The sequence below is a fragment of the Actinokineospora cianjurensis genome (assembly GCF_003663795.1).
Taxonomy (GTDB): domain Bacteria; phylum Actinomycetota; class Actinomycetes; order Mycobacteriales; family Pseudonocardiaceae; genus Actinokineospora; species Actinokineospora terrae.
In genome coordinates, this window is record NZ_RCDD01000001.1 from 1,010,181 (window position 1) to 1,036,040 (window position 25,860).

Genomic DNA, 25,860 nt, shown 5'->3' on the forward strand with positions numbered 1-25,860 from the left:
GATTCCTGGAGGACCCGTGAGCCTGCTCTTCTCCCCGCTGACCATCCGGTCGGTCACCCTGCCCAACCGGATCGTGGTCAGCCCGATGTGCCAGTACAGCGCCGAGGACGGCCTGCCGGACAACTGGCACCTGGTCCACCTCGGGTCGCGGGCGGTCGGCGGCGCCGGCCTGGTGTTCGCCGAGGCCACCGCGGTCGACCCGGCCGGGCGGATCAGCCCGCAGGACACCGGCATCTGGTCGGCCGCGCACGTCGAGGCGTGGCGGCCGATCACCGCGTTCATCAAGGCGCAGGGCTCGGTGCCCGGGGTGCAACTCGGGCACGCCGGGCGCAAGGCGTCGGTCTACCGGCCGTGGGACGACGGCGACGGCTCGGTCGCCGAGGGCGGCTGGCAGACCGTCGGACCCACCGACCAGCCGTTCAGCGCGAGCTACCCCGTCCCGCAAGCGCTTGCCCCGACGGAGGTCGAAGCGCTCGTCGAGACCTTCGCCCAGGCCGCGCGCAACGCCGTCGCGGCGGGCTTCGAGGTCGTCGAGGTGCACGCCGCCCACGGGTACCTGCTGCACCAGTTCCTGTCGCCGCTGAGCAACACCAGGACCGACGAGTACGGCGGCGACCAGGCCGGACGGCTGCGCTTCCCACTCGCCGTCGTCCGCGCCGTGCGGGCCGCGGTCGGACCCGACCTCCCGGTGTTCGTCCGGGTGTCGGCCACCGACTGGACCGAGGGCGGGCTGACCGTCGACGACACCGTGGAGATCGCGCGCGCACTCGCGCACGCGGGCGCCGATGTGATCGACGTGTCGACCGGCGGCAACGTGGCCACCGCGCGGGTCCCGGTCGGGCCGGGCTACCAGGTCCCCTTCGCCGACGCCGTGCGCCGCAAGGCCGAGGTGGCCACCGCGGCGGTCGGCATGATCACCGACCCGCACCAGGCCGAGCAGGTCCTCGCGGACGAGGCTGCCGATCTGGTGCTGCTGGCCCGTGAGCTGCTGCGCGACCCGTACTGGCCGAGGCGCGCGGCAGCCGCACTGGGTGCGGAGGACACCCCGCCTGCCCAGTACGCGCGGGCGTTCTGAGCGTGCCACGCGGCTGTCCCACCATCCGGGAGTACCGGGGCGTGGGGCAGCCGCACGGGGCAGGTGAGGGGGTAAGCGGGGTCAGGGGTCCAGCACCGGGGCACTGGACCCCGGATTCACCGCCGGTAGTCGTCGTACTCGTCGTCGGACGAGTCGTCGAACCGGTCACTGCTCTCGTGACCGTCCTCTTGGCCGCCCGACAGCTCGCGCTGCAGGGCGTCGAAGTCCGTGTGGTGTGAGCTGTACTTGAGCTCCCGGGCCACCTTCGTCTGCTTGGCCTTAGCTCGGCCGCGCCCCATGGCTCGACCCCCTCGCACAGTGACGGGGCGGCCGGGGGAACGGCGGCCCCGTAGATGTCGACAGTTGATTCCTGCTAACTACCGTACCGTGCCGAAGGGGTTCGATGCGACGCGGCACGGTGTGCAGAACCTGACATCGCCGCGAACGCCGCCCGGATCACCACCCGTTCACCTTCCTGGACGCCGCCGCGGTAGCGGTCCGTGAAACGATGGGCTGGTGCCTCGTCCGTTCGTCGCCTACCTGCGGGTGTACGAACCGTTGTCCTCGTTCGACGAACCCCTCGCTGACCTGCTGAGAGCCGCGATCGAGGCGGGCCCGGTCGACCGGCTGGACGCCCCGGTCCGGGAGCGCGAGGTATGGCTCAAGTCACACCAGATCGGAGCAGCCCTCCCGGGTGAGTCGCGCGACGGCCGACCCTCCCCGAGCGCCCTGCGAGACCTCCTGGTGATCGACCCGGCCGAGGTCCCCACCGGCGAGGCGACCTGCGGCCCCGGCCCGCTCGTCTGCCCACTGGACCTCCGCGCCCGCTCCGCCGCCGCCATGGTCGGCTTCCTCGCCACCGCGGGCCCCGCCCTCCGCGACGCGGTACTGACCGCGTCACCCGACCGGGTAAGGCAGCAGGCCACCCGAGTCCTCGCCAACCTCCCCAGCGGCGCCGTCCACGTCGTCTCCACCACCTGGACCGTCCCCCTGCCGTGGTTCGCCCTCTTCGACCCGACCCAACGCCACATCGTCCTCGCCCCCCGCGAAGACCCCCGCCGCCAGCTCTACTGGCGCTCCAGCCACGGCGACGCCCTCCGCCGGGTCGAGCGCGCGCATGATCTCGCGGTGCAGACCTTCGGTGAGACTGGTCCTACGAAGGTTCTGGCCGATACGGCTCGGTGGCTGGAGAACTTCGATGACGGGTCGGCGGTGGAGCTCGACTACGGGGGGCTGGTGCAGCTGCTGTCGGATGAGGAGCTGATGGAGGACACGTCGGCTGAGGATGTGCACGCGATCTTGGACGCGATCGAGGCGTCGGATCCGGGGCCGGTGGGGGAGCGGTTTGATCGGTTGCGGGCGTTTTGGTCGGGGTTGGCGCAGCGGGAGCAGCGGAACTGAGGGGGTCCGTGGTGGGTGGGGTGTCCACTGTGGGTTGTCCACAGGGGGCTGAGCCGCTCTGGGCGTTTTGTCGGCCCCTGCCCGTAAGCTGTATATCAGGGCTGCTGTGGCGGGTTTGATCTTGAGCTGAGGGGTTGCGGCTCTCGTACTCGGCTGCGCCATCGACGGTGAACGCCTCGCCTTCGGCATTGGCCGGGGCGCGAGTTTCGAGCAAGCTCGATGCGGCGAACTTGTTTTGCGCGGGGCCCCTACAACAACCGTGGCAGAACCACAAAGCAGGGGCCCAAAAGCAGGCCCTGCCGCGTGAACGACGCTACGGCTGCTGTCCCCCCACACAAAACAAGTCCACCCCATCGAGCCGGCCTGGCACCAGCGGATCCGAGGAGCGGTTTCGGGCCAACGTCCGTGAGGGGCGCGTTGCGCCAACGCCTGCGAGGGGCACGTTAGGGCCAACGTCTGTGAGGGGCGCGCGAGGACCAACGCCTGTGGCGGGCGCGTTGGGGCCAACGCCTGAGAGGGGCGCGTGGTTGGCCAACGATCGTGAAGGCCGGGTGGAGACCATCGTTGTAGAGGGGCGCGTGGGGGCCGACGCCTGCGAGGGGCACGTTAGGGCCAACGTCTGTGAGGGGCGGGTTGGGGCCAACGCGTGAGAGGGGCGCGTGAGGACCAACGCCTGTGGCAGGCGCGTTGGGGCCAACGATCGTGAGGGCCGGGTGGAGACCACCGTCGTAGAGGGGCGCGTGGGGGCCAACGATCGTGAAGGCCGGGTGGGGGTTAACGTCGCTGAGTTTTGGACCGGCCTGGATCGGTGGCTTCGCGCCGATGAATGGGGCAGAACAAGTACTTGTCCACAACCCCGCCAACCATCCACAGCCGTCGGCCGAGCCCTATTGACAGAACGGCGGGGGCGGTAGGTTCAGAGATGGGGCCCCGGGCCCCGGGAGGGTGGGCCCCCGGAGCGGAGTTGATCTTGAGCGGCGGGAGGCTTGCGCTGAGAGGGGGGCCGCTGAGGGTGGGGGCGCGGGGCTTGGAGGCGGGGGCTAGACGAGGGTGTCTAGTAGGCCGTCGGTTAGGCGGGCGGCGCCTACGGGGACTCCGCCGCCTAGGACGTCTCGTTCGGCTTTTTCTTCTAGTTCGGGGGCGTCGTAGCCGAGGGCTCGGAGGACGCCGACGAGGATCGGGGTTCTGGGGCGGGGGGCGCCGTCGTCGATTTTCATGGACATGGCGGTTCCGTCGGCCAGGACCATGGCGTGGACGCCTTCCGCGCCGCCCTTGACCAGCAGGCCGGGGATGGCCTGCATCAGCTCGGTGTCGTCGCGGTCGGTGCCGCCGACCAGGTGGGGGTGGGCGCGCATGGCGTCGGCGACGCGGCGGCGGCGGGTGCCGGGGGCGGCGGTGACCAGGCGGGTGTAGCCGGTGGCCAGGCCGCGCAGGGTCAGCGCGAACAGGGGGGCGCCGCAGCCGTCGACGCCGATGGAGGTGATCCGCTCGCCGGTCATGTCCTCGACGGCGTCGGCGATGGCGGACTGGGCGGGGTGGTCCGGGTCCAGGTAGTCGAGCACCGACCAGCCCTGCTGCGCGGCGGTCGCGACCATCGCGGCGTGCTTGCCGGAGCAGTTCATCGCCGCCGCCCGCTTGCCGCCGCCGCCCGCGATCACCCGGTTGCGGGCCGCCTGGTTGAGCGGCCAGTCCGGCGGGCAGCCCAGGTCGGACTCGGCGAGCCCGTTCTTGGCCAGGATCCCCAGCACCTGCTCGACGTGCTCGGCCTCACCGCTGTGCGACGCGCAGCCGACCGCGAGATCGGCGTCGTCGGGCAGGTCCAGACCGGCCCGCAGCAACCCGAGGGCCTGCAACGGCTTGTTGCACGAACGGGTGAAAACGGGCTCGTCGACCTCACCGAGGGCGAGCCGGACCCGGCCGTCGGGGTCGAGCACCACCACCGAGCCCCGGTGGATCGACTCGACGAAACCGGACCGCAACACCTCGACCAGGACGGGGTTCAGCGCTGCTCTCCCTTGCCGCGCTCAGCGGCGAGCAGGTCGTCGACCGACGCGCTGCCCGCGCGGTACCGGCCACCGATCTCGTCGTTGAGCAGGTCCATCACCTTCTGCACCTCGCGCCTGCGCTGGGAGACCGACGCCTCCTCCTGCTGGTAGGTCAGCAGCGCCAGCGCCAGCCGGTCGTCGGCGAGCGCGCCGACGTCGGACAGGTCCGCGTCGGACACCAGCGCCTCCACGTGCCTGCGGTGCGCCTCCGCCCGCGACGGCTCCATGGTCTGGTAGCGGCCGGAGCCCGTCGCCGGGCCGACCGCGTTGTCGGCGAGGATCACCGCGAGCTGGTCGACCACCGAGGTGGACTCGCCGTTGGCCCGGCGCCGCTGCTCGGCGCGCACGATGTCGATCCGGCCGTGCAGCAGCCTGCGCAGGTAGGACAGGTCGGTCTCCTCCTGCGCGGCGTCGTCGCGGCGCGCGCGGACCTCGACCAGGCCAAGCCCGGCCAGCCCCTCGACGTACTCAGGCGACAACACCCTGTCGATGCGCCTGCGCCCTCCAGGGCGGACTTCGATCACGGGCACATCCTCCGCCACTCGGTGCTCGATCGCCATATCTTGACGACTACCGCGTTCAGCTCGCCACCCCCAGAAGTACCCTCGACTCTTCCGGACCAACCGGCGGCCGCTGCGCGATCTTGGCCAGCCCGGCCGCCCTGGCGACGAGCTGGGCGTTGTCCCGTACCCGCTCGCCCCTGGCGTAGGACAGCGTGTCCTCCATCCCCACCCGCACGTGGCCACCGGCGGACAGGCTCGCCAGCAGCACCGGCAGGCTCGCCCGGCCGACCCCGGTCGCGGAGAACGTCGCGCCCTCGGGGATCAGCCGCAGCGCGGCGGCCAGCGTCTCGGTGTCGCCCGGCATGCCGCCGGGGACGCCCATCACCAGGTCGAGGTGGACGTGCCCGCCCGCGGGGAGGCCGTGCTCGTCGATGAGCCTGCGCAGCGAGGTCAGCTGGCCGAGGTCGAAGATCTCGTACTCCGGCACGATGCCGCGCTCCTGCATGCCCTTGTGCAGCGCGACGATGAACTCCCAGCGGTTGAGGAACACGTCGTCGCCGAAGTTCACCGTCCCCATGGTGCACGACGCCGAGTCCGGCATGGCGTCGAGCACGGCCAACCTGGCCGACTCCGGGTCGGTCACCGCACCGCCGGTGGACAGCTGCACGATCAGCCGGGTGTTCTCGCGGACCGCGGCCACGGTCTCCTTGAGCCGCCCGAGGTCCAGCGTCGGCTCGGCGTCGTCGCCCCGGACGTGGATGTGGATCATGGCGGCGCCGACCCGCTCGCAGTCGCGCGCGGTGCGCACCAACTCCTCCAGGGTGACCGGCAGGTTCGGCACATCCGCCTTGCTGTGCTCGGCCCCGGTGGGGGCGACCGTGATCAACGTGCCGGAGCTGCCAGGACGGGGCGTCGACGGTGACATGGCGCGATACTGGCACAGCCGCCCGGCCCACCCACAACCCTCGTGGCGTCCGGACCGGGCACTCTCACCCGGCTGCCGCGAAGCCCCGATACCCGGTGCTCGATGGGTCGGACTCGCTTTGTGCGGGGGCGGCGTCCGCAAGCTCTCCGCGCCGAGTCAGCCGCGTAGACCCTGTGCGGCTTTGCGACCCAGGGCGGGCGTGTCGTCGGGCACGGAGTCGGGGTCGATCGATGCCTGGGTGGTCTCCTCGCCGGTGCCGACCACCAGGTCCGTGCCCGGCTCGACCGACCGCTTGATCAACGCCAGCGCGATCGGGCCGAGCTCGTGGTGGTTCACCACCGACCCGATCCGGCCGACCGCGCGCTCACCGGCGTGGACGACGGCGCCGGTGTCCGGCAGGACGTCGGTGGCGCCGTCGAGGTGCAGCAGCAGCATCCGGCGGGGCGGGCGGCCGACGTTGTGCACCTTCGCGACCGTCTCCTGGCCCCGGTAGCAGCCCTTGGCGACGTGCGCGGCGACGTGGATCCAGTTCACCTCGTGCGGGATCGTCTTCTCGTCGGTGTCCACCCCGAGCTGCGGCCGCAGCGACTCGACCCGCAGTGCGTCGAAGGCCAGGCTGCCCATCGGCCGGGCGCCCGCCTCGGTCAGCCGGGTCCACCACGCCACCAGTTCCGCCCTGGGGACCAGGAGGTCGACCGCGTCGTGGCCGGGCCACGGCATCCGGCGGACGATCACGTCGTGGGCGATGGCCACCCCGTACGGCGCCGCGGGCACCGGGAGGTCCACTGTGGCCAGCAGGTCCGGCGTCTCCGGGCCGACCAGGGTCAGCACCGCCCGCTCCGCGGTGGCGTCCCGGGGCTCCACTTTGGACCAGAACACCATCTGCAGCAGGTACTCCAGCAACCGCATCGGCTCACCGCGCACCCCACTGGCCTTCGCGCCGGGCTCGGTGTCGAGCCAGACCGTGCCGTCCACGTGCGCCAGCAGCATGTGCGCGTCCACCCGGCCCTGCCCGTCGAGCACCAGCGCCTCGGTGCCCGCGCCGTCGGCGAGGTCGGTCACGTGCTGGGAGATCACCAGGTGCAGCCAGGTCAGCCGCTCCTGGCCGGGCACCGCGATCACCTCGCGGTCGGAGCGGTCCACCACGGCGACCTTGCGCGCCGCGCTGCGCTGCTCGGCGAACGGGTCGCCGAAGTGCCACGGCACCGCCGACGCCGCGCTCTCGGGGGCCGGGACGGCGCCCTGCTGGTCGAGGATCGGGGAGCGGTCGGTCACGGGGTCTCCTGGGAGCAGGTCTGGCACGTTCCGGACAGCGCGAGGTGGCTGGCATCCAGCTCGAACCCGTGGGTGGCCCGCAGTGTTCCGCACAGCTGGTCCATGACCGCTTTCGGCGACTCGACGACGTGGCCGCAGCGGTGGCAGACGAGGTGGACGTGCTGGTGCTCGTGCACCGAGTAGGTCGGCGCGCCGTGCCCGAGGTGGGTGTGCCGGACCAGGGCGAGACCCTCCAGCAGCTCCAGCGTGCGGTAGATCGTGGTGATGTTCACCGTGGGGGTCGCGCGCTGGACGTGCGCGCAGACCTGCTCGGGGGTCGCGTGCTCCAGCACCAGCAGGGCGTCGAGCACGAGTTGGCGCTGCGGTGTCATCCGCATGCCGCGCTCGTGCAGGGTGGCCCGCAGGTGCGCGCGTCGGTCCTCCAGCGAGTGGGCGGTGTCCACCTGTTCGATGTTAGGGCCTGCGCCCGCGTAGGGTTCGCCGCATGCGCGTGCTGGCGATGCTCGACGGAACCCTCGCCGACCCGGGTGCCCCGCACATCAGGGTCGACGACCTGGGCCTGACCAGGGGCGACGGGGTGTTCGAGACCGTGCTGGTGGTCGACGGGCAGCCCAGGGAACTGGGCCCGCACCTGGCCAGGTTGGGCCGGTCCGCGGCGATGCTGGAGCTGCCCGCACCGGACCTCGCGGCCTGGGAGCGCCTGGTCGGGGTCGTGATCGGCGCGTGGACCGAGCCGGGCGAGATGGCGGTGAAGCTCGTCTACACCCGCGGCCCCGAGTACAGCGGCGGCGGTCCGACCGGGTACGCGATCGGCCTGCCCATCGGTGGTCGGGCGGTGCGCAACCGGACCTCGGGCGTCACCGCCGTGACCCTGGAGCGCGGGTTCGACCCGGCCGTCGTCGAGCGCGCCCCGTGGCTGCTGCTCGGCGCCAAGACGCTGTCCTACGCGGTCAACATGGCTGCCATGCGGCACGCCGAGAAGCTGGGCGTGGACGAGGTGATCTTCGTCGGCGACGACGGGACCGTCCTGGAAGGACCGACTTCCACGGTGGTCGTGGCGAGCGGCGGCACGCTGCGCACCCCGCCGCCGTCGAGCGGCGTCTTACCCGGCACCACCCAGGGCGCGCTGTTCCGCGCCGCCGAGCGGGCGGGGTGGTCGACCAAGGTCGAGCCGCTGCGCGCCGACGAGTTGGCCACCGCCGACGGCCTGTTCGTCGTCTCCAGTGTCCGCAAGGTCACCCGCGTGCACACCCTCGACGGCGCCGCGCTGCCCGACGCGACCGACCTCGGCACCACGCTGAACGCGCTGTACGAGGCCGAGTACTGACGTCCGGCCCAAATTGGTTCAACCAATCAGGCGATGTGCGGCCGAGGTCCGCCTGCTGTGCTGGAACAGCCCCGGAACGGGGTCCCCGGCGAGAGGCGGAGATTCGTGAAACCCAGCAAGATCCTCGGACTCGTGTGCGCTGCCGTGTTCGCGGCCACCACGCTGTCCACGCCCGCGAGCGCGGCCGAGTACAGATGGTCGTGCCGCACCGTGCCCGCCGGCTACACCTACGTCATGGTGCGGGCCGACGTGGGCTGTGAACCGCTGTACTACGTGACCCTGCCCGAGCCCGGGCTCTGGGCCTGTCGCGTGCCAGCGGGCTGGACCTACACCGCGACGAGGCCCTCGTCCAACTGCTGGTGGAACGACCAGTACCTGCTCGCCAGGGCCTGATCGGCCAACGCGCCACCCGTCAGCCGCGGAGCCTGATCCGCGTACCTGGCCTGGCCTGGGCCAACGCGGCCAGGTATCGCTCGGGGACCACCCCCACCACCGGGTACCCGCCGGTGGTGGGGTGGTCGGCGAGGAAGACCACCGGACGGCCGTTCGCCGGGACCTGGATCGCGCCGGTCACCACACCCTCGCTGGTCAGCTCCCTGCCGTCGAACCCGGGCGCGCGCCGCAGCGGGTCGCCGAGCAGCCGCAGCCCCACCCGGTTGCTCTCCGGCGACACCGACCACACGGCCGCCGCCAGGTGGGCGCCCGCGTCGGCGAACCAGTCGTCGCGCGGACCGAGCACCACCGGCACCGCCAGGAAGTCGGCCGGGCTCGGCGGCGGCACCGCGTCCTCGCCGATCGGCGGCCCGACCGGGTCGCCCACCGGCAGCACGTCCCCCACTGCCAGCGGCGCGGGGCCGATCCCGGACAGCAGGTCGGTCGAGCGGGACCCCAGTTGCGGCGGCACGGTGATCCCACCGGAGACGGCCAGGTAGTTGCGGACCCCGGACAACGGCGTGCCCAGCGCCACGACGTCATCGCCGCGCAGGTGAACCGGCGCGTGCGAGTCGACCAGCCGCCCGTTGACCCGCACCGGCACGCTCGGCCCGGTCACCGCCACCGTGCAGGACGACCCCGCGCGCAGCGAGAGTCCACCGAGGACGCACTCGATGCCCGCCGCGTCCTCCGGGTTGCCCGCCAACCGGTTCGCCAGGCGCAGCGACGGCACGTCCAAGGCGCCGGACGGGGGTACGCCGAGGTGGGCGTGGCCGGGTCTGCCGAGGTCCTCGATGAGGGCTAGTGGGCCGGTGGCGAGCACGGTCAACACGCGGCTCACGACACCACCTCGAAGCGGACGCGATCGCCCGGGGACAGCAGCGCGGCCGGTTCACGGGTCGGGTCGAACAGCGCGGCAGCGTCATCGGCGAGTCTTGCCACCAACCGCCATCCGCCCGGCGACGAGCGCGGGTAGATGCCGGTGAACTCCCCGGCCACGCCAACGGATCCGGTCGGAACGCGCGTGCGGGGGCTATCGAGCCGAGGCTGTTGCAACAGCTCGGGTAGGCCCGTCAGGTACGCGAAGCCGGGAGCGAAACCGCAGAAGGCCACGGTGTAGTCCGCGCCCGAGTGCAGGGCGATCGTCTCATCGACGCTCAGCCCCGCCGTCTCCGCGACCAACTCCAGATCAGCACCGTCGTAGACCACCGGCAGGGTCACGTCACGGGCGTCACCGACCGGCGCGGCCGAGAGATCAGCCTGCTCCAACACCGCCTGGACCTGCCGCAACCCGGGCGAACCCGGCTCGAACGACACCAGCACCGTCCGCGCCGCGGGGACCAGCTCGACCAGACCAGGCAGCCCGGCGAGAGCGGCCCGGGCAGCGGCCACCTCGCCCAGCGAGTCGACCTCGACCAGCACCGCGTCCGGCCCACACCGCCGCAGCCGCATCCGGGTGCTCGGGTCAGCCGACCACGCGGCGCAGGTACGCCGAGGTGTGCGGCTGCAACTCCTGGCCGACCATGGCCCGCTCCTCGACGTAGGCCAGGTCACCGCCGTTGACCAGCCCGTAGAGCCGCTTCGCCGCGTTGACCTCCTTCGCCGAGGAGGTCCGCAGCACCACGTCGGTGTCCAGCTCCCACGAGGTCTGCGTGCGCGGCGAGCCGTAGTAGATCTCCGAGACGCCGGTGGCGTGCACCAGCAGCACCTCGATCGTGTCGTCGGCCTGCGGGCGCCAGAACCCGGTCTCCCGCGCGGCGGGCCGGATCACCTTGCCCTCGTCGTCGAGCAGCCACGCGCGCGCCTCGTAGTGCAGGAACGGGCGGCCGTCGTGGGCGAAGGTGATCTGCTGGCCGTACTTGAACGGCCCGCCGATGGTCGGGTAGACGACCTCGCCCTCCCCGCGCCACACCCCGACCAGCGGCAACAGCGCCAGGCAGGCGTCGTTGAACTCGGGGCCCTCGCGCAGGTTCGCGGTGTCCGCCGGGATCGGCAGGTCGTCGAACTGGGGGATGTTGCGGTGCCCGGTGACCCCCGCGCGCTCCGCGGCCGCCTGGATCGCCGCGTCACCGCTGCCGGGCACCGGCCCGGTCGCGTCAGCGGGCATCAACGCTGGTCGGCGTAGAGGCGGTAGACGACGTACCCGGCGAACCAGGTGGTCAACAGGCCCACCAGGACCAACAGCGAGGTGAAGAAGATTTCCACGGGCAGAGGATACCGCCCGGCGGCCCGGTCCACGCGTGGCGCTGGTCCCACGGGAAAGGCCCCGGGCACTGCCCGGGGCCTTTCCCGCACCACTACTAGCCAACGGCTTGTCTAGCCAACAGACACGGCGACCTTGTGCAGCCCGGGGCCGTCCGCGCTCACCTTGACCTCGCCGTTGCCGCTGCGGTGCAGCGCGCGCACGGTCCACTCACCGGGCGCGGCGAAGAACCGGAAGTCGCCCCCGGCGGAGGACACGACCTCGGCGGTGAACTCCCCGCTGGCGTCGAGCAGGCGCACGAAGGCGCCTTCGACCGGCGTGTCACCACTGGTCACCTTGCCGTCGAGCACGACCTCCTTGCCCGCGTCCACGTTCGCGGGAAGAGCGGTGCCCTGCTCCGGTGCTCCACAAGAGCTCATGACTGTCCTTTCCGTCCCGACCGGTCTGGTCGGGAAGTGCTTAGGCGCCGACCTCGACCGGCACGCCGACCAGGGAGCCGTACTCGGTCCACGACCCGTCGTAGTTCTTCACGTCCGAGTAGTCGAGCAGCTCGTGCAGCGCGAACCAGGTGTGCGACGAGCGCTCGCCGATGCGGCAGTAGGCGATGGTCGCCTTGCCCTCGTCGAGGCCCGCGTCCTTGTAGAGCTCGCGCAGCTCGTCGTTGGACTTGAAGGTGCCGTCCTCGTTGGCCGCCTTGCTCCACGGCACGTTGATCGCGGTCGGGATGTGGCCCTTGACCTGCGCCTGCTCCTGCGGCAGGTGCGCCGGGGCGGCCAGCTTGCCGGAGAACTCGTCGGGCGAGCGCACGTCGACCAGGTTCTTGGTGTTGATCGCGTCGACCGCCTCCTGGCGGAACGCGCGCAGCGAGAGGTCCTGCTCCTGGGCGGTGTAGGTGGTCGCCTCGCGGGTCACCGCGTCGGCGTCGAGCGGGCGGCCGTCGAGCTCCCACTTCTTGCGGCCACCGTCGAGCAGCTTCACGGACTGGTGGCCGTAGAGCTTGAAGTACCAGTACGCGTACGCGGCGAACCAGTTGTTGTTGCCGCCGTAGAGGATCACGGTGTCGTCGTTGCCGATGCCGCGCGCGGAGAGCAGCTTCTCGAAGCCGGCGCGGTCGACGAAGTCGCGGCGGACCGGGTCCTGCAGGTCGTTGCGCCAGTCGATCTTCACCGCGCCCGGGATGTGCCCGGTGTCGTAGGCGCTGGCGTCCTCGTCGATCTCGACGAACACCACCCCCCCTGCGGTGAGGTTCTCCTCGGCCCACGCGGCCGAAACCAGCACGTCTTCGCGGCTCATCGGGCGGTTCCCACTTTCCGTTGCTTGATGGACAGGCGGTTGATCAGCAGATATGCCTCGCAGCCGAGGCAGAACCCGAACGCGGCGTTGAGGAACGCGGCCACCAGGGCGAACGCGGTCGCCACGATGCCGAGGGGGGCGACCCCGAGCGCGTACCCGAGCACGCCGACGACGGCGAAGCCGAACCCGACGCTCTGCGCGAACCGCACCGGGGCGGCGTCCTCGCGCTCGTCGGTCGGCTTCAGCCTGGGCGCGACGAACGCCCGGTACAGCGCCGCGTACGGGGAGTGGCGGAGCCCGGCGAAGCCGCCGAGCGCGAACACCACGGCCTGGGCCGCCAGCAGCGGCCACCAGCCGGTGGTCAGCACGACGACGAGCACGGCGCTGGTCAGCCAGGCGGCGAAGCGCGGACCTCGGGGGTCGACGCTGGGCCGGGGATCTCGGGGTGTGGGCATGTGGCCTCCTGACCTGCACACGGGTGGGGTCCGGTGAGGGCGGCCACGGGCGCGTCGGCGCCGCGGGTGGATCGCCCGGTCAGTCGCTCCGACACAGGCTGCTGTGCACGCGGCAGAAGTCCACCGCGCGGCGCCTGGTCAGGATGCTGCACACGGCGGCGAGAGTACCCGCCGCCGACCCGGGCATGAGAAGGCCCGTCCAGTGGGTGGGACGGGCGAAGTCGGCATTGCGCTCGGCGTAATCGCAGGTGGCGGCTGATCTAGGCGGGCAGGTGCGGCCGCAGCGAGGTGAGCAGCACTTCACGTTTCGGGATCCCACCGACGCGCAACAGCTCGGCCCCCGAGGCGCCCACCGCGATGGTGGTCGGCGTCCGCAGCACCGCCAGCCGCTTGGCCAGCTCCGGCTGCTCGGTCAGGTCGACCTCGGCGTGCGCCAGGCCCGCGGTGCCGTCGGCGATCTCGGCCAGCAGCACCCGCGTCTGCTTGCACGTGCCGCAGAACTCGGTGGACAGCTGCACCAGGGTCACCGCGGCACCCGGGTCGAGCACCGCGCGCAGCTCGTCGGGCACCGCGCCCGCGGTCGACGGCCTGGCCCGACCGCCCAGCGTCCGGACCAGGAACCCGAAGACCATGGCGACGGCCACGGTGCCCAGCGCGACATACAGACCCGTCATCAGCGGCCCAGCACCAGGTTCTCGGCCTTGCCCTTGACCGACAGCACGCCCCGCTCGACGGTGACCGAGGTCGGCGTCACCTTGAACGGCAGGCTGCCCGGGTCGAGGCGCCGGGTGAACAGCTGCAGCACCTTGCCCTGGATGGCCGTCGGCAGCTTCACGTCCGACCCGCCGTTGCGCAGCTCCAGCCGCTTCGGGGCGATGGTCACCGCGCCGCCGTCGAGCGAGACGATCGAGAACACGCACAGCTCGGTCTCCTGGCCCGCGATCGCCACGGTGCCGCACAGCTTCACCCCGGCGGTGGTGCCCTCCTGGTCGGCGACCTCCGCGCCGTCCTCCTCGGTCTCCTCGCCCTCGGCTGGCGCGGTGTTGACCGCCTTCTCGCTGACCGGGTCGATGGTCAGGTTCGTGATGGCGGACACGACCTCGTTGGAGTTCTCCTGGATGGCCCGGTTCACGTCGGCGGCCTTGATCCGCACCTGGCCCTCGACCTCGCGGATCGGCACCTGGGTCAGCGACCCGCTCACCAGGTCCGACAGCGGCGCCTGCACCCCGCGCAGGTCCGCGTGCACGTCGACATCGCGCAGGGTGTCCTTCACCGGGACCCCCTTCGCGTCGATGGTCACCAGGTCGTACTCGCCTGCGGCGGCCTGCAGCAGGAACGAGAACCCGCCGACCTTCACCGACGGGTGGTCGCGCAGGTCGAACTGCTGCTGGGCGCGCTTGGACACCTCGTGCTCGAACACCGCCGCGGCGCCGAAGTCGGCGGCGACCAGCAGCGCCACCAGCACCAGCAGCGCGATGACGAGCCTGCGCACCGCCTTCGAACGGCGTCGGGGGGCCGCGGACGGCCCACCCGTGTTCGCGCCGGAGTTCGTCATCGTCGTCATCCCGTCACCCGTCTTGTCACGTCTCGTCCACTGCTACCTACCCGCTGGGCGCCGGTACGGCACGTCCCCCATGATTCCGCAGCCCGCTCCGGCTGCTCCGGACGCGTCGCCAAGTGGACGTGCCGGGCCCGCGCCGCGTTGCCCGCCGCGGTGATCGGCGCGGTAACGCCGCATTCACAAATCGAATTCCGACCCGCTCGCTAATCCGGCGATCGCGGGTGACGCACTGGTGGACGCAGGATTTACGACGCCGTAACACGACCGCCCTGAGCTGCGCGTCCACCCCGGTGACCGCTGGTCGGCGTGTGACGCGGGCGTCACGGGCACGACATTCGCCTCGACCCCGGGTTATTGTCCTGACCAGCCGAAAACGCCACCCCGACCCTGGGGCCGCACCCCAACGCCGCGGCGCGGAATCACGCAAGAGAGGCGGACTCGTGATGAGCCTCGACCTGCTGCTGCTGACCGCCGACCCCGAGCCCGCGACCGTGGTGCCGTCGCTGATGCTCCTCCCGCACACCGTGCGCACCCAGGCCCCCGAGGTCACCGCCCTGCTCGAAGCGGGCTCGCGCGACGCCGTGATCGTCGACGCGCGCACCGACCTCGCCGCGGCCAAGAGCCTGTGCAGGCTGCTGACCAGCGGCGGCGACAGCTGCCCGGTGCTGGCCGTTGTCACCGAGGGCGGCCTCGTCGCGATCAACAGCGACTGGCGCGTCGACGAGATCCTGCTGCCCACCGCCGGACCGGCCGAGGTCGACGCCCGGCTGCGGCTGCTCACCACCCGCGGCGCCGCCGGTGCCCCGGTGGACGGCGCGCTGCGCCTCGGTGAGCTCGTCATCGACGAGGCCACCTACATGGCCCGGCTGCGCGGCCGCCCGCTCGACCTCACCTACAAGGAGTTCGAGCTGCTCAAGTACCTCGCGCAACACGCGGGCCGGGTGTTCACCCGAGCGCAGCTGCTGCAGGAGGTCTGGGGCTACGACTTCTTCGGCGGCACCCGCACCGTCGACGTGCACGTCCGGCGGCTGCGCGCCAAGCTCGGCGTCGAGCACGAGCAGCTCATCGGCACCGTGCGCAACGTCGGCTACAAGTTCGTCCAGCCGCCGAAGGCCGGCGCCCGGCGCGAGCTGTCCCACGACGCGGACCGCGGCAGGCGCGTGGACGCCTAGGCGCCCTCGATCTGGGTAGGTTCGGTGGTGTGACCGACCTGACCTGGCGCCCAGACAGCCCCGACGCCGCGGCTGAGATCCGCCCGCTGCTGCGCGCGGTCGCCGCGGTGGATGGCAGACCCGAGGTCGCGGAGGGCGGTCCGCTGCCGCGCGAGTTCCGGGGCGGCGAGCACCTGCTGGCCACCGACGGGATCGAGCTCGTCGGCTACGCCCACCTCGACACCGACGGCGACTCGTTCGGCCGCCAGGTCGCGGAGGTCTTGGTGCGGCCGGACGCCCGCCGTCGCGGGGTCGGTTCCGCCTTGGTGGACGCGGTCATCGCCCGTGCCGCCGAGGGGACCCGGTTCTGGGCGCACGGCGACCACCCCGGGGCGGCCCGGATCGCCGGGTCGCGGGGGTTGTCACGGGTTCGCGAGCTGCTGACGATGCGCATCGACCTGACCGCCGCCGAGCTGCCCGAGCCCACGTGGCGCGAAGGCGTGCGGGTGCGGACTTTCGAGCCCGGGCGCGACGAGGCCGCCGTGGTCGAGGTGAACAAGCGGGCCTTCGACTGGCACCCCGAGCAGGGCGCGTTGACCGTCGCCGACGTCGAGGCGGCCGAGGCCGAGCCGTGGTTCGACCCGGCCGGGTTCTTCCTGGCAGTGGCCCCGGACGACGCGCTGCTCGGCTTCCACTGGACCAAGGTGCACCCCGGTGGCGTCGGCGCAAAGGGGCGGGAGGGCGGGAGAATCGGGGAGGTGTATGTCGTCGGCGTCGACCCCGGGGCGCAGGGCGGGGGGCTCGGCAAGGCGCTCACCCTCGCCGGTCTGGCGCACCTGCGGTCGCTCGGGCTGGGCGAGGTCATCCTCTACGTCGAGTCCGACAACGCCCCGGCGGTTGCTGTTTATAGCCGATTGGGGTTCACCCGTTCGGCCGCCGACGTTCAATATGCACGTGCAGAAGCACCGAGCGTCTAGCCGGTTACTCAGCGCATACGTACAGGTCACGACAAGGCCACGACCAGGCGACGCACGTATCGCAACGGTCACGAAAACGGGCTTGTTCACCCTGCGTTTACCCCGTCAAGGGCATTCGTCCACTAGTGCTGCCTAGCGTCGCGGCGAGGCGGCGGACGTAGGGTCACGTCGCGACCTGATAACACTCCTGCCTGGAGGAAATAACCGTGATCAGCAAGCGGCCAGTGTCCGTGCTCGGCCTCGTGGCGGCGGGCGCCCTCGCCCTCACCGCCTGTGGCAGCGACAGCAACACCACGCCGGGTGGGAACAACTCCGCTGCTCCCGCCCCGACTGCCAAGGCCCCCGTGGAGTGCGGCGGCAAGAAGGACCTCGTCGCCGAGGGCTCCAGCGCGCAGAAGGGCGCCATCGAGGCGTTCGTCTCCGCCTACGGCGCGAAGTGCTCCGGCCAGCAGCTGGCCTACACCCCGTCGGGCTCCGGCGCCGGTGTCAAGCAGTTCAACGCGGGCATCGTCGACATCGGCGGCTCCGACTCGCCGCTGAACAAGGACAAGGGCGAGGTCGACAAGGCGGCCGAGCGCTGCAAGGGCAACCCGGCGTGGAACCTGCCGCTGGTCTTCGGCCCGGTCGGCATCGCCTACAAGCTCGACGGCGTCACCAGCCTGACCCTCACCCCGGAGCTCGCCGCCAAGATCTTCAGCGGCGCGGTCACCAAGTGGAACGACCCGGCGGTCGCCGCGGCCAACACCGGCGCCACCCTGCCGGACAAGGCCATCACCGTCATCTACCGCGGTGACGAGTCGGGCACCACCGACAACTTCCAGAAGTACCTCAAGGCCGCGGGCAAGGGCGCGTGGACCAAGGACGCTGGCAAGAAGTTCAACGGTGGCGTCGGCCAGGGCGCGCAGGGCTCCGCAGGTGTCGCGGACGCCATCGCCGCCGGTGACGGCACCGTCGGCTACATCGAGTGGTCCTACGTCCAGGACAAGAAGCTCACCGCCGCCAAGATCGACAGCGGCTCCGGCGCGGTCGAGCTCGGCGCCGAGGGTGCCGCGGCGGCCATCAAGTCCGCCAAGGTCAAGGGTTCCGGCAACGACCTGGTCCTCGACCTCGACTCCCTCTACGCCAGCAACACCGCGGGTTCCTACCCGCTGGTGCTCGCGACCTACGAGATCGTCTGCTCGAAGGGTTACGACGCCGACACCGCGAAGGCCGTCAAGGCGTTCCTGACCGTGGCCGCCACCGACGGCCAGAGCGCGCTGGCCGCCGCGGGCTACGTCCCGCTGCCCGACGAGTTCCAGGTCAAGCTGCTCGACGCCATCAAGGCCATCGCGTAAGTCCACCTGGCACACTGCGAGCCGAGAACGACGACCGAACATGAGCGATTCCGACACGGTCGGACGCCCCGGGGCCCCTGGTTTAGCCAGGGGCCCCCGGGGCGGCGCGGCGCCCGACACCGCACCGGAGGCACCGATTTCCACTCCGAAGGGTTCTGGTGGGACACCCGCCCAACCCCCCAAGGTGATCACCCGTCCGGGTGACAAGATTTTCAAGGCGTTGACCGTCGGTTCCGGCGTGTTCGTCGTCGCCATGATCGCGCTCATCGGGATCTTCCTGCTCATCCAGGCGATCCCCTCGCTCGCGGACAACCAGGCCAACTTCCTCTTCGGCCGGGACTGGGACGCCGACCCCGAGGGCGGCCTCGCCTTCGGCGTGCTCGACCTGCTCCTGGTCACCGTGTTCAGCGCGGTCTTCGCGCTGGTCATCGCGATGCCGGTCTCGCTGGGCATCGCGCTGTTCCTCACCCAGTACGCCCCGCGCAGGCTGGCCAGGCCGTTCGCCTACCTGGTCGACCTGCTCGCCGCGGTCCCCTCGATCATCTACGGCCTGTGGGGCGCCTACGTGCTGGCGCCCGCGTTGTCGCCGATCAGCACCTGGCTCAACGAGAACCTCGGGTTCATCCCGCTGTTCGCCACCGGCACCTCGAACCTGGCGATCGGGCAGACCATCTTCACCGCGGGCATCGTCCTGGCGGTCATGCTGCTGCCGATCATCACCGCGATCAGCCGCGAGGTGTTCGACCGCACCCCGCCGATGCAGGTCGAGGGCGCGCTCGCGCTCGGCGCCACCAAGTGGGAGGTCGTGCGGACCACCGTGCTGCCCTTCGGCCGCGCGGGTTACATCAGCGCTTCGATGCTCGGCCTGGGCCGCGCGCTCGGCGAGACCATCGCGGTGCTGATCATCCTGAGCTCCACCACCTCGCACTTCGGCTTCAGCCTCTTCGACGGCGGCGACACCATCGCCTCCAAGATCGCCCGCGCCGCGCAGGAGTTCAACGACCCGCGGGGCGCCGGTGCCTACATCGCGGCCGGTCTGGTGCTGTTCGTGCTGACCTTCGTGGTCAACGCGTTCGCCCGGTCCATCATCTCCGGTCACAAGGAGTACGAATGAGCACCGCGACCGACCTGAACCGGCCTGCGGCGCCCCCCGCGTTCCAGGAGATCAACGCGTCCCGCCGGTTCAAGAACCGGCTCGCCACGATCCTGGTCGGCGGCACCTTCGTGCTCGCCCTCGCGCCGCTGGTGTGGCTGCTGATCACCGTCATCGCCAAGGGCTTCCAGTACGTGCTCAACGCCGACTGGTGGCAGAAGTCGCTGGCCGGGCTCACCTCCCGCCAGTTCGGCGGCGGCGTCTACCACGCGATCATCGGCACCCTGCTGCAGGGCCTGATCTGCGCGGTGATCGCGGTCCCGATCGCCATCCTGGTCGCGGTGTACCTCGTCGAGTACGGCAAGCGCTCCCGGCTGGCCAAGGCGGTGACCTTCACCGTCGACATCCTCTCCGGTGTCCCCTCGATCGTCGCCGCGCTGTTCATCTACGCGCTGTGCATCACCACCCTCGGCATGCCGCGCAGCGCGTTCGCGGTGTCGCTCGCCCTGGTGCTGCTGATGATCCCGGTCGTGGTGCGCACAACCGAGGAACTGCTCAAGATCGTCCCCGACGAGCTGCGCGAGGCCGCCTACGCACTCGGCGTGCCCAAGTGGAAGACCATCGTCAAGATCGTCATCCCGACCGCGCTCTCGGGCATCATCACCGGTGTCTCGCTGGCCATCGCCCGCGTCATGGGTGAGACCGCGCCGGTGCTGGTGCTGGTCGGCTACACCACGTTCATCAACTACGACCCGTTCGGCGGCTCGATGGCGTCGCTGCCGCTGCTGATGACCTCGGAGCGGTTGACCACCAACGAGGTCGGCGAGGCAAGGGTCTGGGGCGCGGCGGTCACGCTGATCCTCATCATCACCGTGTTCAACCTGCTGGGATCGCTGATCTCGCGGCTGACCTCTCTGAAGACGAAGTAGGCGGGACAATGGCCAAGCGCATCGATGTCAAGGACCTGAACCTCTTCTACGGCAAGTTCCACGCCGTCGACGGGGTGTCGCTGGCGGTGCCGCCGCGCAACGTGACCGCCTTCATCGGCCCGTCCGGCTGCGGCAAGTCCACCGTGCTCCGCTCGCTCAACCGCATGCACGAGGTCATCCCCGGCGCCCGCGCCGAGGGCAAGGTCCTGCTCGACGGCGAGGACATCTACGCCTCCACCGTCGACCCGGTCTCCGTGCGCCGCACCATCGGCATGGTCTTCCAGCGCCCCAACCCCTTCCCCACCATGTCCATCCGCGACAACGTCGTGGCCGGGCTGAAGCTGGCAGGCGAGGGCGACCGCAAGAAGCTCGACGAGGTCGCCGAGCAGGCCCTGCGCGGCGCCAACCTCTGGGCCGAGGTCAAGGACCGCCTCAACCGCCCCGGCGGCGGCCTCTCCGGCGGCCAGCAGCAGCGCCTCTGCATCGCCCGCGCCATCGCGGTGCAACCCGACGTCCTGCTGATGGACGAGCCCTGCTCCGCCCTGGACCCGATCTCCACCCTGGCGATCGAGGACCTCATCCAGGAGCTGAAGAAGGACTTCACCATCGTCATCGTCACCCACAACATGCAGCAGGCCGCCCGCGTGAGTGACCAGACCGCCTTCTTCAACCTCGCAGGCGTAGGCCAACCCGGCCGCCTCGTCGAACTCGACGACACCGAGCGCATCTTCTCCAACCCCAGCCAAAAAGCCACCGAAGACTACATCTCCGGCCGCTTCGGCTGATCACTTTTGATGGCGAGGGGCCGGGCGCACACAGCGCCCGGCCCCTCGCCATTTCTTGTCTGTGCTTCTACCTAGGGTCAACAACGTTTGGCCCCAACTCGCCCCATCGAGCAAAGCTCAAAACTCGCGCTCCTCTGCAATGCCGAAGGCGAGCCGACCCCCCGCGATGGCGCAGCCGAGCAGTCCCCCCGTACTGGCCCAGACGGGCGACTTCCCAGCTCCCCCCACCACCACCCCACCCACATTGATACCGTCCCCAACGGGGTCCGCTCACCGTCAACACCGTTGGGGAGATCAGTGAGCCGTCCTTGGCATGTCCCGGCCGCCCTGCTGGTGGTGCTCTGCGCCGCCTGCACGACGCAAACCGGGGGTATCGCCCTCCCCGCCCCGGGCGCGCCGACCGGCAGCACCCCGACCAACGGCCGCCCGCTGCCCGACCCCGGCGCCCTGCGGGCCGCCCAACCCTGCGACCTGCTCCCCGCCGCCGCCCTCCGGCCCCTCGGCGTGACCGGCGCGGGGAAGCCCGCGAGCACCTCCAAGGCCCGCCAGTGCGAGTGGCGGGTCGACAAGGGCACCGTCGCGGAGAGCTACACCATCGCCGTGGTCATCCACGAGTCCACCGGCGTCGCCGACATCAAGACCGACAAGGAGATCGAGTACCTCAACGTCGGCGCCCACTCCGCCGCCCGCTTCTTCACCCGCGGCACCGCGGGCTGCGCCCTCGGCCTGGAGATCACCCCCACCTCCCGGGTGGACGTCCAGGTCACCGGCGAGGACCCCGAGGCGCTCTGCGGCCCGGCCCTCGAGGCCGCCAAGCAGGTCGAACCCGCCCTGCCCTGACGGAACCGCCACCCACCCCGGATGCGTCACAACCAGGACGCGCCCGCGGGGCTGTTGGTACGGTGCCCTCGGAGTCCGAACGGCATTCGGGGGCAACGATGTACATCGACGAAGGGCCCAGCGCCCCGCTCAGCGCCATTGGCCGCGCCATGGACGACTTCGCGGGCAACGCCGCCTCCGGCCGCTTCTCCCTCAACGAACGCGGCGGCGAGTCCCTCCTGGCCGCCATCCGCAACATGGCCGAATGGGTCGACAGCCAGCAGTTCGGGTTCGACCTGCTCCTGCAGTCGCCCAAGCTCGGTAGTTCGAACAACGCCGAGGTCATGAAGCCTTTCCTGCAGCTGGTCGCCGGCGACGAGCAGGGTTTCGTCACCCAGTTGAAGCAGTTCAGGGAGTCGCTGGTGAAGGCCGAGGAGGGCATCAAGCAGGCGATGGCCAACTACCGTGCCACGGACGACTCGAACGCGACCAAGTACTGAATGTGCGCGAACTCGAAGGGTGTAGGGGCCTAGTGAGAAAGACGTTGTTGCTCGTTCCGACGGCTGCACTGGTGTTAGCCGTAAGTGCTTGCACGAGCGCTGAGGGTGGCAGTCCGGTGCCGAGCGGAGACGCTGGTCGGACGGGGGCGCCGACCACCTCCAGGACGACTACTTCATCGTCACCTGTCGATTCGCTCAAGCCGTGCGAACTGCTCACCTCGTCGGCGGCGTCGACACTCGGCATCACCGGGGCGGGAAAGGCGAAGAGCGGGTCGACCCCGACCTGTGAGTGGCGAGTCGACAAGGGGAGCATTGCCGACAGCTACCTGGTTGGCATCGCTGTCCACGACGATGTCGGCTTGGATGACGCTGTGTCCTCTGGGGCCGTTGAACGGATCGAGGTCGGTTCCCGAAAAGCCGCCCGGTTCCTCGGCCCGAGCAAGGTGAGTTGCTTCATCGCACTCGAGTTGGGTGCCAAGTCGAGGGTCGACGTGGTCGCCACCGGTGGTGATGGGCAGAAGTTGTGCGCGCCCGCGTTGGACGCGGCGAAGCTTGTTGAACCTGAATTGCCCTGAGGTAGCTGGGAGGTAGGTCATGCCTGGTCAGGCGCGGACGGCGTACACGCCGCACCGGGGGGATCCGGGGACGGTGGGCGTCTCCGATCCGAGTAGTCCGGACTACGACCCCGGGGCGTCCGGGTACGACCGGACCTACGACAGCAGCAGTGAGTTCTACATCGACCGCAAGGGCACGTCCGATTCCAGTGCGGACGTGCACGACCGGGCCGAGCAGCAGGTCGACCAGGACATCGATGACGCGGCGTTCTGGCCGGGGTTGTGGAAGCGGTTCAACCGCAACAGCGATGTGGAGCAGCAATACAACCAGGACATGTCGGCGCAGGCGCGGGAGTTGGCCGCCGGGGTGGACACGCGGCAGCCGCCGGGGATGCAGTGCACGAACTACGCCAACTTCGCGCACGGGGACCTCAAGCCGATGGTGACCCAGGACGTCGACCCGGACCAGGTCGGTGAGATGGGTGAGCTGTACCTGAACGCGGGCAACGCGATGACCCGGTTCCAGTCCGAGGTGGCGTCGGCGGTCAACGACAGCCAGGCGGACTGGAAGGGCGAGGCGGGGGACTCGGCGCGGTTGTTCATGGTCGGGATCGGCAACTGGGTGGGCACGGCTGGTCAGAGCGCGCAGTTGGCCGGGACCCAGGCCGGGTTGCAGTCGACGGCGTTGGCGGACGCGAAGAACTCGATGCCCGACGAGGTGCCGTTCGACGCGGCGGCGGCGAGCCGGGACCTGATGACGACCACGAACCCGCTTGACCTGGTCCGCAAGTCGGCGATGTACGCGAACGACTACCGGGAGAGCCACAACGCGCGCGAGGAGGCGGCCAGGGTCGTCACCTCCTACGACAGTTCGCTCGGCACGTCCTCGACGATGCCCGCTTTCGCCGCCCCGCCGCAGATGGGCGACTCGACCGGCGACGACGCGAAGACCCTCGACGACGGCAAGGGCGTCAAGGACCCCGGCAGCGAGGACGTCAACGTCCGGAACAACGGCAAGGACAGCCCGACCGGTGGCTACCGCCCCACCGGCGGCGGCAATGGCAACGGCAACGGTGTCTCCCCGGTGCCAGGTGGCGGCTTCCAGCCCGGCACCGGCCCCGGCGGCGGCACGACCCCGGGTGGCTCGACCCCGGGTGGGACGAACCCCGGCGGCACGAACCCCGGCAACTGGACCCCAGGCGACCCGGGCACCAACCCCGGCAGGCCGTTCCCCAACCCGAATCCGAACCCCAATCCCAACCCGAACCCGACCCTGCCCGGCGGCTTGGCGCCCATGCCGGGTGGCTCCTTCGGCGGCGGTGACGACATCACCCGCCGTGGCGGTGGTTTCGGCGGCGGTCGCGGACCCGGTGGCGGTGGCGGCTTCGGCGGCGGAGCCGGTGGTGGTGCGGGCGGAAGCGGTGGCGGCGCGGGCGGTGGTGGCGGTGGCCTCGGCGCCCGGTCCGGTGCTCTCGGCCCCGGCATGGGTGCCGGCGCGGGCGCGCTCGCCGCGGAGCAGGCGGCGATGGGCCGTGGCGGTGCCGCGGGCGCGGCCGGTCGCGGTGGCGGCGCGGGCATGGGTGGCGGGATGGGTGGTGGCGGCCGTGGTCAGGGCGGCGAGGACGAGGAGCACACCCGTCCGTCGTACCTGGTCGAGGCCGACCCGGACGAGGTCTTCGGCACCGACGAGATGACCGCGCCACCGGTGATCGGCGGATAGCGCTCGATGCCGCGTTCGTTCACGTTGTCGCTGGCCGCGGTGGACACCCTCGGCCAGGTGCTCGGGGTCAACCCGAGGCTGTTCCCGTTCGAGGTGCCCAGCTTCGGCAGGCTGTTCGACGACCGCGCCCGCATCGCCAAGGCGGTGTTCACCGACCTCTACGGGCGTGGACTCATCGGCCGGGACGAGGTGGACACCGATGTCGAGGCGGCGCTGCGGATCACCAGCGAGCACGACGTCGGCATCGGGGTGATGGGCACTGTCGAGAAAGACCGTCCGATCAGGGCGCGGGCCGCGATCCTCGGCACCACAGCGGTTCTCGCTGTCCAAGAGGGACAGACGATCCGGTTCGACCTGATGGCGCCGAGCTCGGTGGCCAAGGCGCTGGTCGACCTGTTGCCCAAGGCGCAGGCCGGTCCCGGCCAGTCGGTGATGGTGACCGAGGTCTTGCAGGCGCAGGAAAGCGGGTACGTGCGGCCGGTCCGCGCCGCGAGGTCCACTTCGGACACCCAGCTGCGGCTGGCGGCGACCATGCTGGAGCGCCCGCGCACCGGTTTCGGGTTCTACGCGGTGAGCGGGAAGGGCCGCCACGGCCGCGAGGTCGAGGCGGGCACGGTCGGCTGGATCGACACCGAGTCCGGCCGCTACCTGTCGGTGACCAGGCCCCAGCCCGACGGCGCCATCCGCGCGACGTACTCCCCCGCCGACGCGACCAGGCTGACCCGCCAGCTCGACGAGCTGATCACCACCGCGACACCGAGGCGGTGACGCGAGACCGCCCCGCTCGGGCGAACCCGGGCGGGGCGGTGGGGACTTGGGGGTCTTACAGGTCGTCGCCGGTGAGCGAGCCGGGCATCCGGCCGGTCACCACGAACACCACGCGCTTGGCCACCGAGACCGCGTGGTCGGCGTAGCGCTCGTAGAAGCGGCCGAGCAGGGTGACGTCCACAGCGGAGGCGACGCCGTGCTCCCACTCCTTGTTCATGATCACTGTGAACAGGTGCCGGTGCAGGTCGTCCATCTCGTCGTCGGCGTCCTCGATGGCGCGCGCCGCGGCGACGTCCCTGCTGTGGATGACCTCCTCGGCCTTGCGCGCGAGGGCGACCGCGATCCGGCCCATCTCGGCGAAGTAGCCCTGCACCTGCTCGGGGAGCACGGGGGCCGGGTGGCGCCTGCGGGCGACCTTGGCGACGTGCAGGGCGAGGTCGCCCATCCGCTCCAGGCTCTCCGCGGCGTGGATGACGGCGAGCACGGTCCGCAGGTCGGTGGCGACCGGCGCCTGCAGTGCGAGCAGCGCGTACGCCTGCTCCTCGCACTCCGAGCGGGCGTCGTCGATCGCCTCGTCGCCGCTGATGACCTGCTCGGCGATGCTCAGGTTCGCCTCGAGCAGCGCGCGCGTGGCGAGCTCCATCGCTTCAGCGACCTTGGAGCACATGCCCGCGAGTTTGGTGGCCAGCTGACCGAGTTCGAGATGGTAGGCCTCACGCATGCGCACAGCCTAGA

Annotated in this window: 30 protein-coding genes; 15 read left to right on the forward strand and 15 right to left on the reverse strand. The window is 71.0% G+C overall.

Features of this window, described 5'->3' with window-relative positions; all coding sequences use genetic code 11:
• Nucleotides 1-16: 16 nt before the first annotated feature.
• Nucleotides 17-1,075: an NADH:flavin oxidoreductase/NADH oxidase gene (locus CLV68_RS04750; RefSeq protein WP_121389330.1), complete on the forward strand. Its 1,059-nt coding sequence runs from the start codon at nucleotides 17-19 to the stop codon at nucleotides 1,073-1,075.
• Between the two features lie 116 nt (nucleotides 1,076-1,191).
• Here CLV68_RS04750 and CLV68_RS04755 read toward each other — a convergent pair whose 3' ends face one another.
• The gene (locus CLV68_RS04755; RefSeq protein WP_092781678.1) at nucleotides 1,192-1,374 is read right to left on the reverse strand and encodes a DUF3073 domain-containing protein; all 183 of its coding nucleotides are present in this window, start codon (nucleotides 1,372-1,374) and stop codon (nucleotides 1,192-1,194) included.
• A 217-nt stretch (nucleotides 1,375-1,591) separates the two neighbouring features.
• Here CLV68_RS04755 and CLV68_RS04760 point away from each other — a divergent pair, with 217 nt between their 5' ends.
• Nucleotides 1,592-2,476, forward strand: coding sequence for a DUF8083 family protein (locus CLV68_RS04760; protein ID WP_121389331.1), 885 nt, complete (start codon nucleotides 1,592-1,594; stop codon nucleotides 2,474-2,476).
• A gap of 1,040 nt (nucleotides 2,477-3,516) precedes the next feature.
• On the opposite strand, the gene CLV68_RS04765 is transcribed toward CLV68_RS04760, so the two are convergent.
• From CLV68_RS04765 to CLV68_RS04785, 5 genes are all read right to left on the reverse strand, one after another.
• Nucleotides 3,517-4,458, reverse strand: a complete 942-nt coding sequence (locus CLV68_RS04765; RefSeq protein WP_245782557.1) for an asparaginase — start codon at nucleotides 4,456-4,458, stop codon at nucleotides 3,517-3,519.
• Nucleotides 4,459-4,475: 17 nt separating this feature from the next.
• Nucleotides 4,476-5,045, reverse strand: coding sequence for an RsiG family protein (locus CLV68_RS04770; RefSeq protein WP_121390971.1), 570 nt, complete (start codon nucleotides 5,043-5,045; stop codon nucleotides 4,476-4,478).
• 55 nt (nucleotides 5,046-5,100) lie between these two features.
• On the reverse strand, nucleotides 5,101-5,949 hold the full coding sequence (locus CLV68_RS04775; protein WP_121389332.1) for a beta-keto acid cleavage family enzyme: 849 nt from the start codon (nucleotides 5,947-5,949) through the stop codon (nucleotides 5,101-5,103).
• Between the two features lie 156 nt (nucleotides 5,950-6,105).
• Nucleotides 6,106-7,224, reverse strand: coding sequence for a CAF17-like 4Fe-4S cluster assembly/insertion protein YgfZ (gene ygfZ / locus CLV68_RS04780; protein ID WP_121389333.1), 1,119 nt, complete (start codon nucleotides 7,222-7,224; stop codon nucleotides 6,106-6,108).
• A complete protein-coding gene (locus CLV68_RS04785; RefSeq protein WP_170224338.1) occupies nucleotides 7,221-7,601 on the reverse strand; it encodes a transcriptional repressor in 381 nt (126 codons plus the stop codon). The genes ygfZ and CLV68_RS04785 overlap by 4 nt, the downstream gene beginning before the upstream one ends.
• A 107-nt stretch (nucleotides 7,602-7,708) precedes the next feature.
• Between CLV68_RS04785 and CLV68_RS04790 the strand changes: the two genes are divergently transcribed.
• A complete protein-coding gene (locus CLV68_RS04790; RefSeq protein ID WP_121389334.1) occupies nucleotides 7,709-8,551 on the forward strand; it encodes an aminodeoxychorismate lyase in 843 nt (280 codons plus the stop codon).
• Between the two features lie 105 nt (nucleotides 8,552-8,656).
• A complete protein-coding gene (locus CLV68_RS04795) occupies nucleotides 8,657-8,944 on the forward strand; it encodes a hypothetical protein (protein WP_121389335.1) in 288 nt (95 codons plus the stop codon).
• 19 nt (nucleotides 8,945-8,963) lie between these two features.
• On the opposite strand, the gene CLV68_RS04800 is transcribed toward CLV68_RS04795, so the two are convergent.
• The 8 genes from CLV68_RS04800 to CLV68_RS04835 form a co-directional block, all read right to left on the reverse strand.
• Complete coding sequence (locus CLV68_RS04800) at nucleotides 8,964-9,824, reverse strand: 5-oxoprolinase subunit C family protein (RefSeq protein ID WP_121389336.1); 861 nt, start codon at nucleotides 9,822-9,824, stop codon at nucleotides 8,964-8,966.
• Nucleotides 9,821-10,435: a 5-oxoprolinase subunit B family protein gene (locus tag CLV68_RS04805; protein ID WP_121389337.1), complete on the reverse strand. Its 615-nt coding sequence runs from the start codon at nucleotides 10,433-10,435 to the stop codon at nucleotides 9,821-9,823. Before CLV68_RS04805 ends, CLV68_RS04800 begins: the two co-directional genes overlap by 4 nt.
• Nucleotides 10,436-10,448: 13 nt before the next feature.
• Complete coding sequence (locus tag CLV68_RS04810; protein WP_121389338.1) at nucleotides 10,449-11,090, reverse strand: heme-binding beta-barrel domain-containing protein; 642 nt, start codon at nucleotides 11,088-11,090, stop codon at nucleotides 10,449-10,451.
• Nucleotides 11,091-11,299: 209 nt separating this feature from the next.
• Nucleotides 11,300-11,605 carry a DUF1416 domain-containing protein gene (locus CLV68_RS04815; RefSeq protein ID WP_121389339.1) on the reverse strand — a complete coding sequence of 102 codons (306 nt, stop codon included), beginning with the start codon at nucleotides 11,603-11,605 and terminating at the stop codon, nucleotides 11,300-11,302.
• 40 nt (nucleotides 11,606-11,645) lie between these two features.
• Entirely contained in the window at nucleotides 11,646-12,479 is an 834-nt protein-coding gene (locus tag CLV68_RS04820; protein ID WP_121389340.1) for a sulfurtransferase, read from the reverse strand.
• Nucleotides 12,476-12,934 carry a DUF4395 domain-containing protein gene (locus CLV68_RS04825; RefSeq protein ID WP_121389341.1) on the reverse strand — a complete coding sequence of 153 codons (459 nt, stop codon included), beginning with the start codon at nucleotides 12,932-12,934 and terminating at the stop codon, nucleotides 12,476-12,478. The genes CLV68_RS04820 and CLV68_RS04825 overlap by 4 nt, the downstream gene beginning before the upstream one ends.
• Nucleotides 12,935-13,194: 260 nt before the next feature.
• Complete coding sequence (locus CLV68_RS04830) at nucleotides 13,195-13,608, reverse strand: thioredoxin family protein (protein WP_170224082.1); 414 nt, start codon at nucleotides 13,606-13,608, stop codon at nucleotides 13,195-13,197.
• A complete protein-coding gene (locus tag CLV68_RS04835; protein ID WP_121389342.1) occupies nucleotides 13,608-14,498 on the reverse strand; it encodes an LmeA family phospholipid-binding protein in 891 nt (296 codons plus the stop codon). The genes CLV68_RS04830 and CLV68_RS04835 overlap by 1 nt, the downstream gene beginning before the upstream one ends.
• A gap of 440 nt (nucleotides 14,499-14,938) precedes the next feature.
• Here CLV68_RS04835 and CLV68_RS04840 point away from each other — a divergent pair, with 440 nt between their 5' ends.
• From CLV68_RS04840 to CLV68_RS04890, 11 genes are all read left to right on the forward strand, one after another.
• On the forward strand, nucleotides 14,939-15,667 hold the full coding sequence (locus tag CLV68_RS04840) for a winged helix-turn-helix transcriptional regulator (RefSeq protein WP_121389343.1): 729 nt from the start codon (nucleotides 14,939-14,941) through the stop codon (nucleotides 15,665-15,667).
• Nucleotides 15,668-15,696: 29 nt separating this feature from the next.
• Nucleotides 15,697-16,623 (forward strand): mycothiol synthase, encoded by a 927-nt coding sequence (gene mshD / locus CLV68_RS04845; protein WP_121389344.1) that lies wholly within the window; start codon nucleotides 15,697-15,699, stop codon nucleotides 16,621-16,623.
• 206 nt (nucleotides 16,624-16,829) lie between these two features.
• Nucleotides 16,830-17,957, forward strand: a complete 1,128-nt coding sequence (pstS, locus tag CLV68_RS04850; RefSeq protein WP_121389345.1) for a phosphate ABC transporter substrate-binding protein PstS — start codon at nucleotides 16,830-16,832, stop codon at nucleotides 17,955-17,957.
• Nucleotides 17,958-18,141: 184 nt separating this feature from the next.
• The gene (gene pstC, locus CLV68_RS04855; RefSeq protein ID WP_246009666.1) at nucleotides 18,142-19,071 is read left to right on the forward strand and encodes a phosphate ABC transporter permease subunit PstC; all 930 of its coding nucleotides are present in this window, start codon (nucleotides 18,142-18,144) and stop codon (nucleotides 19,069-19,071) included.
• Nucleotides 19,068-19,979, forward strand: coding sequence for a phosphate ABC transporter permease PstA (pstA, locus tag CLV68_RS04860; RefSeq protein WP_121389347.1), 912 nt, complete (start codon nucleotides 19,068-19,070; stop codon nucleotides 19,977-19,979). Before pstC ends, pstA begins: the two co-directional genes overlap by 4 nt.
• Before the next feature lie 8 nt (nucleotides 19,980-19,987).
• Nucleotides 19,988-20,764, forward strand: a complete 777-nt coding sequence (gene pstB, locus CLV68_RS04865; RefSeq protein ID WP_121389348.1) for a phosphate ABC transporter ATP-binding protein PstB — start codon at nucleotides 19,988-19,990, stop codon at nucleotides 20,762-20,764.
• Between the two features lie 297 nt (nucleotides 20,765-21,061).
• Entirely contained in the window at nucleotides 21,062-21,604 is a 543-nt protein-coding gene (locus CLV68_RS04870) for a DUF3558 family protein (RefSeq protein ID WP_170224084.1), read from the forward strand.
• Between the two features lie 98 nt (nucleotides 21,605-21,702).
• Entirely contained in the window at nucleotides 21,703-22,083 is a 381-nt protein-coding gene (locus tag CLV68_RS04875) for a hypothetical protein (RefSeq protein ID WP_121389350.1), read from the forward strand.
• A 2-nt stretch (nucleotides 22,084-22,085) separates the two neighbouring features.
• The gene (locus CLV68_RS04880; RefSeq protein ID WP_170224087.1) at nucleotides 22,086-22,658 is read left to right on the forward strand and encodes a DUF3558 family protein; all 573 of its coding nucleotides are present in this window, start codon (nucleotides 22,086-22,088) and stop codon (nucleotides 22,656-22,658) included.
• Between the two features lie 19 nt (nucleotides 22,659-22,677).
• Complete coding sequence (locus tag CLV68_RS04885) at nucleotides 22,678-24,357, forward strand: hypothetical protein (protein ID WP_147459879.1); 1,680 nt, start codon at nucleotides 22,678-22,680, stop codon at nucleotides 24,355-24,357.
• Nucleotides 24,358-24,363: 6 nt separating this feature from the next.
• The gene (locus CLV68_RS04890; RefSeq protein ID WP_121389353.1) at nucleotides 24,364-25,125 is read left to right on the forward strand and encodes an ESX secretion-associated protein EspG; all 762 of its coding nucleotides are present in this window, start codon (nucleotides 24,364-24,366) and stop codon (nucleotides 25,123-25,125) included.
• A gap of 55 nt (nucleotides 25,126-25,180) precedes the next feature.
• Here the strand turns inward: CLV68_RS04890 and phoU are convergent, their stop codons facing one another.
• Complete coding sequence (gene phoU, locus CLV68_RS04895; protein WP_121389354.1) at nucleotides 25,181-25,846, reverse strand: phosphate signaling complex protein PhoU; 666 nt, start codon at nucleotides 25,844-25,846, stop codon at nucleotides 25,181-25,183.
• Between the last annotated feature and the right edge of the window lie 14 nt (nucleotides 25,847-25,860).